Source organism: Synergistaceae bacterium, from assembly GCA_017540085.1.
In the GTDB taxonomy this organism is placed as follows: Bacteria; Synergistota; Synergistia; order Synergistales; family Aminobacteriaceae; genus JAFUXM01.
On the sequence record JAFYBQ010000025.1, the window covers coordinates 49,973 to 58,305 of the forward strand.

The window sequence follows — 8,333 nt, forward strand, 5'->3', positions numbered from 1 at the left end:
TTTCGTCAATAAATTCTATTTTCATTTCATGCCCATGTGATAAAATTCTTGTTGATATTTCCACGACAAATTAAATTTCTTACATTGAGCGCGTCTGCTGGCTCTGTGAATCTTGCAGGGAATTTCAGCGGAGGCATCGCGAATTTTGCAGGAGGTGTTTGTTCTTATGGAGTTAAAAGCGGCTGGCACTGCCGGGACTCTTGAGTCGAGCGACATAATGATAACGCTTGAGCCAAAAGACAGCGGCGGAATCGATTTGACGCTCGAAAGCTCTGTTCTCAATCAGTACGGCAGGCAGATAAAAGCAGAGGTGCTTGCCTCACTCGAAAGGCTCGGCGTGAAGAACGCAAAAGTCATCGTAAACGATCACGGCGCATTGGACTGCACAATCAAAGCCCGCGTTGAGTGCGCGTTCTACAGGGGCTGCGGCGTTGACATGGACGGCAAATTTGACTGGGGAGGAGTGATTCGCTAATGAGTTTACCGAGACCGAAGCCGGAGAGATTCCGTCTCCGCAGAACAATGATGTTCATGAACGCACAGAAGCCCGGACTCATCAAGGACGCATACATTTACGGGGCAGACTCCATAATGCTCGACCTTGAGGACGCTGTAGCAGAAAATCAGAAGGACAGCGCAAGATTCTCACTCTATCACGCGCTCAAAGAGATTGATTACGGCGACACAGAAGTTATCGTGCGTATCAACGGACTCGACACTCCTCACTGGAAGGAAGACATCCGGGTCTGCGTTGCGGGAGGGTGCGACGGAATCAGAATCGCAAAGACCGAGTCAGCTCAGGACGTTAAGACAGTTGACGCGGCAGTAACAGAAGCTGAGAAAGAGTTCGGAGTCGAGGTCGGAAGGACTCTTCTCATGGCCGCGCTTGAGAGTCCCAAAGGTGTGCTTAACGCTTACGAGATCTGCCAGGCTTCACCGAGATTATTCGGCGTTGCTTTGTCGGGCGGAGATTACCGCAAGTGTATGCAGGTCAAAGTCATTCCCGGCGGAATAGAGATGTTATTCGCCCGCGGGTTAATGCTCAATGCGGCGAGGGCTGCGGGGATTCAGTGCTTTGACACGGTATTCACGAACCTTAACGATGACGAGGGATTCAGGGCTGAAGTCAAGCAGAATGTAGAAATGGGCTTTGACGGTAAATCACTCATCAACCCGAAACAGATTCCCATCGTCCATGAAATGCTCGCCCCGACTCAGAAGGAAATCGCAGAGGCAGAAAAGATTGTGCGGGCATTCCGCGAACACGCAAAAGAGGGAGTCGGAGTCTTCACGCTCGACAACGGGAAAATGATTGACATCGCATTTGTCCCCGGCGCAGAGAGAGTCATAAAGTTAGCGAAAGCCAGCGGAATTTACGAGGGGGATCTTTAAGTCATGAAAAACGCAGTAGGAAGAGAGATACCCGAAGAAGCATTAGCAGTACAGCTCAAGAACGGCAGAAAGTACGAGCCGTATCAGGGAAAAGGCTACAGGGACGGAAAATATATCAAGAAGGCCGGCCCTACCACGAGAATTTACGAGAACCCGCAGGAAAGCAAATTACTTCCTTCAATCCGTGATGCCGTAATCGCCTGCGGAATCAAAGACGGCATGACAGTTTCATTCCATCATCACTTCAGGAACGGCGACTACATAGTGAACATGGTCATGAAGGAAATTGTTGACTTGGGCATAAAGGACATCACTATAGCCGCGTCAAGTCTCGGAGACGCTCACGACCCTATAGCCGAATACATTGAGCGCGGAATCGTTACGGGCATTCAGACTTCAGGCATTCGCGGGAAAATGGGCGATGTTGTCTCACACGGAAAGCTCAAGACACCCGCAATTCTCCGTTCACACGGAGGCCGTGTACGTGCAATCGAGGAAGGCGACGTACATATTGATGTTGCGTTTATCGGTGCGCCTACGTCAGACGAGTACGGAAACGCCCGCGCATTAGGCGGAAAGGGCGACTGCGGAGTCCTCAGCTATGCCTATGTCGACTCGGAATACGCCGACAAAGTTGTAGTTATCACAGATACGCTTGTGCCTTACCCGAATTTCCCGCCGAGCATACACGGAGTCAATGTTGATTACGTTGTGAAGGTTGATGAGATTGGTAACCCGAAGAAAATCGCCTCAGCCGCCGCAAGAATGACTCAGAATCCCCGCGACTTGATGATGGCCGAGAACACAGCAAAAGTCATAGCCGCTTGTCCGTGGTTCAAAGAGGGCTTCAGCTTCCAGACAGGTGCGGGCGGCCCCTCGTTAGCCGTAAATAGATTCTTGGAGCCGTTAATGGACGCAAAGGGAATCAAAATGGCGTGGGCAATCGGCGGAATCACTGCGGCAATCTGTGAGCTTCAGAGAAAAGGCAAGGTCGGCAAGATTATTGACGTTCAGGACTTTGACACGGGAGCAATCGAGGACATCCGTACGAATCCGAATCACTACGAGATGACAGCCTCCGAATATGCCAACCCCGCCAACAAGGGCGCATTCGTCAACAAACTGGATTTCGTTGTTCTCGCGGCTCTTGAGGTCGATACAGATTTCAACGTCAACGTCATAACCGGCTCTGACGGAGTATTACGCGGCGCACCGGGCGGACATCCTGACACGGCAGAGGGCGCAAAGTGCTGCGTGATCGTTACGCCCCTGACACGCGGGAGAATGGCGACAATCTGCGAGCATGTTGTTACGGTTACGACTCCGGGAGACTGCGTTGATGTCGTTGTTACGGATTTTGGGACGGCGGTCAATCCGAGACGCACGGACATAATAGAGGCACTCGACAAGGCCGGAATTAAGCACGTTCCGATTAAGCAGCTTCAGGAGAAGGCGTACTCACTTGTAGGAAGGCCGGACGATTTAGAGTGGGAAGACAAGGTAGTGGCGATTCTTGAGGCTCGCGACGGGACAATTCTCGACGTTGTGAGGAAGATTAAGCCGCTTGAAATTTAAGCGTTACAGAAAAATAGAGGCTCCCTCCTGAATATCGGGGGGAGTTTTTTGTGATAATAGTAATATCCCAAAGGAGGAATGAATATGCGTTATGAAGAAGTTGATTACGGCGGAGAAAAGCTGATGGTAAAAGTTTTCGATTACCACACGCCCGAAGGATGGCACGAATACGTTATGAACACGGCCGGTTCTGTTACTGATGAAACATTTGTGAGGCCGCCGGACGGTTATGCACGTGATGAGGATGAAGCCGGGCATGAATAACGTGTACTATCTCGACACTAACATCTGCATTTTCCACATGTGCAGGCCGTTCGGGATTCTTGCTGACAGAATCAACGCAATAGAGCCTGAACGCATAAAGATTCCGGCTGTTGTTAAAGGTGAGTTGCTTGTCGGCGCGGAGAAAAGCAAAAGGCGCAATGAAACTCTCACGGAAACGCTTGCTTTCTTAATGCCGTATGAGATTGTCCCGTTTGAGGATTCTATGCTCATGACTTACGCGAAAATAAGAGCCTCGCTTGAACTCAGAGGACAGAAAATCGGCTACAACGACCAATCATAGCCGCAACAGTTTTAGCCCGAAAAGGAATCCTCGTAACTAACAACATAAACGAGTTCGGCAGGATTGACGGCCTCATTCATGAAGACTGGACAATAAGCCCGCAATAATTATCCCCTTCTCCCAAGCACCCAGCAGAAAAACGGCCCGCCCGTTACAGCCGTAATCACCCCAGCAGGAATCTCGCCAAGCCTCTGCGCTATTCCGTCAGCAAGACTCATCATCACAGCACCAATCACAAACGCATTCACCGTAACACGCCTATGATTTGCACCGACAATCCCACGCGAAATATGCGGCACTATGAGTCCCACGAACCCAATCACACCGAACGAACTCACGCACAATGCGACTCCCATTGACGCAGACACAAGAAGAGTCCGCCGAACGAGATTCTCATTCACGCCCAAAGCTGAAGCCCTCTCACCGCCCAGCGACATAACATCAAGCGCATTCCCCGCGATGTATGCCGGGAAAAGCACTATCACCGCCCCCGCCGTTACCGCCCATACATCACGCCATGAAGCCCCCGAAAAATTTCCCATCAGCCACAGGACTACAGCCCCGATTTTCTCGCCCGCAATCGATTTCAGGAACGTTACGCCCGCAGACAGTACAGCGTTGGAGATTACCCCGGCAAGAATGAGACGCTCCCGGCCTCCGTCACGCGCAATTGCTCCCGTCAGGATTAACGCGCACATTGCCCCGGCAAACGCGCACGGCATTACCGCCCATTCACCGCCCAATATCCCGACAGCCGCACCAAACGCCGCCCCCGATGCTATTCCGAGCGTGTACGGTTCCGCCAATGGATTCGCTAAGAGTCCCTGAAATGTTACGCCTGAGACGCTCAGAATCCCCCCCGCGAATATCGAGCATAACAGACGCGGAAGCCTCACCGAATGAATCACAGCAGCCTCCGGGGAGTCCGTCCACGTCAGCAAAAAACGGATCACGTCAGAAAAAGGGATGTCCCATTCACCCGACGCAATCCGCCACAATGACACCGCAAGAAGTATTAACGCAGGCAGCAACTATTCACCGAGAGCGCGTATCTTCATGACTAACTCACGCGCAAGATTATCATCCTCTCCCAGTCCCACAAGGTATATATCAATGTCCTTGTACCCGTTTTTCCTGAGAATGTTAATCCACGAGTCGGGGTCATCTTCTCCGGCCATGTCGTTATTCGCGTGGTCTCCGGCGACTATCATCAGCGGGGAAAGTATGAGCCTCTTTATTTCGGGATGGCGTTTCAGCTCCGCAAGAACATCATCAAGCGAGGGCGACGACTCGACAGTCCCCACAAAAAAACGCCCGTATGCCTTCTGATTCAGTGCCAGCTGCAATTGAAGATACTGCGCGTTTGCGAAATGCTCCGGGGTTCCGTGTCCCATGAGGATTATTGCGGTCTCTTTGTCTTTGAGGCGGGACTCAAATCTCTTCATGAGAATGTCCGCGACTGCCTCACAGCCTTTCACGCCGTCAAGAAACGGACTGCATACCCTGATTTCCTCAAAGCCGAATTTCCCGGACATTTTCCCGAAAGCAGAAGCGACCCCGCGAACCTCGTCATATTCCTCGCCGGGTATCATGTGAGTCGGGATTATTGTTACGTGCGTATAGCCCTCATCGTTGAGCTGTGCTAATGCCTGTGATGGATTCGGGACGGCCTCGCCATGTTCGCGCTGAATTTTTCGGCGGATTATGTTTGACGTGAAAGAGAGCCTCACTTCATGGCCGGGAAATTCTTTCCTCACAGTGTCAACAAGATTGTCGATTGCTTTGCGGGCTTCCGGCATTGACGTTCCGAACGACACAACGAGCATTGCGGATTTCTTTGGCTGACTCTCGCGGGACATTGCCGGAGTAATCATGAGCATAACAAGAAGTATTGACGCGAAAATTTTATGCATGGAAGAAATATGCCTCCTTGAAAGTTTGATTGCTTGAATTATACACGCCCTGCAAAAATCAGCCTTATGTGATAAGAAAATATAATCCCGTCAAGATATAATTACAGGGAAAAATTTTCAGGGAGACAAAAACATGATACCGACAAGAGAACAGGCATATGACCTTCTCAGGCAGCACAACAAGGAAGAGTCCCACATTCACCACGCGCACGCAGTAGAGGCGGCCATGAGGCACTTTGCGGAAATCTACCACGATGACCCGGAACTATGGGGAGTCGTCGGAGTCCTTCACGATATTGACTGGGAGGAGACAGCCCCGGAGCCTAATACGCACTGCCATGTAGCCCCCGTGATTTTGAGGGAAGCGGGAGTCGATGAGGACATCATTCACGCGGTACAGTCGCACGGATTCGGGATATGCTCTGACGTTGAGCCGGCCAATGACATGGAGAGGACTCTATTCACGGTTGACGAGCTTACCGGGCTTATCATAACGGCGGGACTCGTGAGGCCGTCAAAATCGCTTGCTGACCTCGAATTGAAGTCCGTCAAAAAGAAATGGAAGGACAAAGCGTTTGCCCGCGGCGTGAACCGTGAAATAATCAAGCAGGGTGCGGAAAAAATGAATATACCCCTCGATGACGTAATCACCGAAACAATAAAGGCACTGCGCCCGGTCGAGAAAGAAATCGGAATGTAGCAGAAAAATTCTATCGGAGATGATTCAGATATTATGTCAGTAAGAATATTGTTGGCGGATGATCATCCTTTGACGCGCTCAGGGATTGCGGAGTTTGTCAGGCGTGAGGAATCATTTGAGCTAGTCGCGGAAGCTGAAGACGGAATCGAGGCATGGGACAAAATAAAGGAGCTGCGGCCTGATGTCGCACTGCTTGACATTCGTATGCCAGGTTATGACGGCGTTGCGGTCGCGCAGAAGGTCAAGAACGAGGGAATGAATACCGCAATCGTTATGCTGACTTCCTATGACGCACAGCAGTATGTTATAGCCTCACTCAGAGCCGGGGCGCGTGGGTTCGTCCTAAAGACAGTGAGTCCCAAAGAATTAACGACTGCAATTAACACGGTCGCAAAAGGCGGGCTGTATCTTGATCCTGAAGTAGCGTCAGTGATGGGCGAGCAGGATTTTATCCCGGAGCAGTTATCCGTGAGGGAAAGAGAAGTATTATTGCTTGCGGCAAAAGGACTCTCAAGCAAGGAAGTAGCCAAGCAGTTATTCATCAGTGAAAGAACAGTGCAGACACATCTAGCGTCAATATATGACAAACTCGGCTCGCGAAACAAGACAGAGGCATTACTTCTCGCGCTGAAGTACGGAGTCGTAACGCTTGAAGAGCTGTTAGAGGACTGATGCTCTCATACTTGCGGAGAAAATTTGCGGAGGGGTCAAGCGGGTCTCACTTTCTTGCCTTTCTGCTGTGTGCGCTTGTTATCCCGTCAGCCGCCGTTGTTCTTGTGGCCGTTGCGGGAATGCTGAATCAGGAAAGCGCAATGGAGGCCGCTGTAAGCTCCTACGTTCAGGACATAGCCGAGAGCATGAGCTACCATCTCAGCACGGACTCTGATGCTTGGACGTTCTCAATGCTTGACGACTTCACGCGCTTCCCGTTCTTTTCGTGGGGGCCGTCAATACCCGGCTGGGTCGCCTTAATCGCGCAGGACGGAAGAGTCATAGTCTCGTCTCCCGGCTCAGTCGGCGTAATCTCGTCCATATGGCGCAATGATTTGCCTGTGGGAAAAGCTATACGGGCGGAGGACAAAAGCGGGGCGCAGTATACCCTAGCTGTTTACCCCGTGAAGCGTCCCAGCGGCGGCTATGTTGTCGCGGCAGTCTCGTGGACTCAGCTACTCGGCGGGCTTGTCGGAGTCGTCAGAATATGGCCTGCTCTGATTGTGGCGATTGCGTTCCTGAGCTTTGTTGCGATTCGCTTATTGTGGAGCAGAGTCGTAGCACCTTTGCGGCTTCTCGCGTCAGAAATCGACAACATGACACTCGGAAAAGACGTTCCCGAAAAACTCCCGGAAGGAACGATTGAGGAAATCGGGAGCGTTCACAGCGCATTGCAGAGATACGCGCAGGCGGCAGTTGAGCGGGACAATCTGCGGAATCGCTATGTCCGGGACGTAGTTCAGGCGCAGGAACAAGAGCGTATGGACATGGCGCGGGAAATTCATGATGGGGCATTGCAGGATGTTACAGCATTGTTGCAGCAGATTCACATGATAGAGGATGACGAGAACAAAACATCACGGCTCAAGCGTACGGAGATTATCGCAAAAACTGTAGTGCGTGAATTGCGCGCTTTCTGTGATGAGCTTGCGCCCCCGTGGATGGATTTGGGACTCAACGAGGCAATAACGGAGCTTGCTGAAAGACTCTCGCAGGCTTATGACATCGTGATTATGACGGACTACGACGAGGACACCGACAAGGCCGAAATCGAGAACGACAAAATATTATCCCTCCTGCGAATAATTCAGGAGGCCGTATCAAATGCCGTGCGTCATGGGCAGGCTACAGAGGTGAATATAGAGCTTGCACGGGAGAATGATACGCTGACTCTTGAGATTGACGATAACGGAAGAGGATTCGACTCAGGCCACATTAACCACGAAACTTTGAGGGTTGAAGGACACCGGGGACTCGCCAGCATGACCGAGAGAATGTCATTGATGGGCGGGACTCTCCGAATAACGTCAAAGCCGGGTGAAGGCACGAGGATTACAGCGTCGCTGAAAGTGTGAGGCGTTATCGTGCTATAATCCCGGCGTATTCCGATAGAAAGGCGGTTGACAAGCCATGAAAAATAGTATAATGGACTCAGGAAATCCAGAAAGCCGAAGAACTGACGGCGGATGTCAGGATC

The 8,333-nt window shown here is 51.4% G+C and carries 10 protein-coding genes; 8 read left to right on the top strand and 2 right to left on the bottom strand.

Annotation, left to right across the window (positions count from 1 at the left end; genetic code table 11):
* Positions 1–166 precede the first annotated feature (166 nt).
* From citD to IKQ95_05020, 5 genes are all read left to right on the top strand, one after another.
* A complete protein-coding gene (gene citD, locus IKQ95_05000) occupies positions 167–475 on the top strand; it encodes a citrate lyase acyl carrier protein (protein MBR4196052.1) in 309 nt (102 codons plus the stop codon).
* Positions 475–1,392: an HpcH/HpaI aldolase/citrate lyase family protein gene (locus tag IKQ95_05005; GenBank protein ID MBR4196053.1), complete on the top strand. Its 918-nt coding sequence runs from the start codon at positions 475–477 to the stop codon at positions 1,390–1,392. The genes citD and IKQ95_05005 overlap by 1 nt, the downstream gene beginning before the upstream one ends.
* Positions 1,393–1,395: 3 nt before the next feature.
* Positions 1,396–2,967 carry a citrate lyase subunit alpha gene (gene citF, locus IKQ95_05010; GenBank protein MBR4196054.1) on the top strand — a complete coding sequence of 524 codons (1,572 nt, stop codon included), beginning with the start codon at positions 1,396–1,398 and terminating at the stop codon, positions 2,965–2,967.
* 84 nt (positions 2,968–3,051) lie between these two features.
* Positions 3,052–3,231, top strand: coding sequence for a hypothetical protein (locus tag IKQ95_05015; GenBank protein ID MBR4196055.1), 180 nt, complete (start codon positions 3,052–3,054; stop codon positions 3,229–3,231).
* Positions 3,224–3,532 carry a type II toxin-antitoxin system VapC family toxin gene (locus IKQ95_05020; GenBank protein ID MBR4196056.1) on the top strand — a complete coding sequence of 103 codons (309 nt, stop codon included), beginning with the start codon at positions 3,224–3,226 and terminating at the stop codon, positions 3,530–3,532. The genes IKQ95_05015 and IKQ95_05020 overlap by 8 nt, the downstream gene beginning before the upstream one ends.
* Before the next feature lie 107 nt (positions 3,533–3,639).
* Here IKQ95_05020 and IKQ95_05025 read toward each other — a convergent pair whose 3' ends face one another.
* On the bottom strand, positions 3,640–4,563 hold the full coding sequence (locus IKQ95_05025) for an iron ABC transporter permease (GenBank protein ID MBR4196057.1): 924 nt from the start codon (positions 4,561–4,563) through the stop codon (positions 3,640–3,642).
* A complete protein-coding gene (locus IKQ95_05030; protein MBR4196058.1) occupies positions 4,564–5,445 on the bottom strand; it encodes a sirohydrochlorin cobaltochelatase in 882 nt (293 codons plus the stop codon). It lies immediately after the preceding gene.
* A 133-nt stretch (positions 5,446–5,578) separates the two neighbouring features.
* Between IKQ95_05030 and IKQ95_05035 the strand changes: the two genes are divergently transcribed.
* From IKQ95_05035 to IKQ95_05045, 3 genes are read left to right on the top strand one after another with little or no spacing between them, the layout of a single operon-like run.
* Positions 5,579–6,145, top strand: a complete 567-nt coding sequence (locus tag IKQ95_05035; GenBank protein ID MBR4196059.1) for a hydrolase — start codon at positions 5,579–5,581, stop codon at positions 6,143–6,145.
* A 33-nt stretch (positions 6,146–6,178) separates the two neighbouring features.
* Positions 6,179–6,817, top strand: coding sequence for a response regulator transcription factor (locus IKQ95_05040; protein MBR4196060.1), 639 nt, complete (start codon positions 6,179–6,181; stop codon positions 6,815–6,817).
* Entirely contained in the window at positions 6,817–8,211 is a 1,395-nt protein-coding gene (locus IKQ95_05045; GenBank protein MBR4196061.1) for a sensor histidine kinase, read from the top strand. The genes IKQ95_05040 and IKQ95_05045 overlap by 1 nt, the downstream gene beginning before the upstream one ends.
* Positions 8,212–8,333 lie beyond the last annotated feature (122 nt).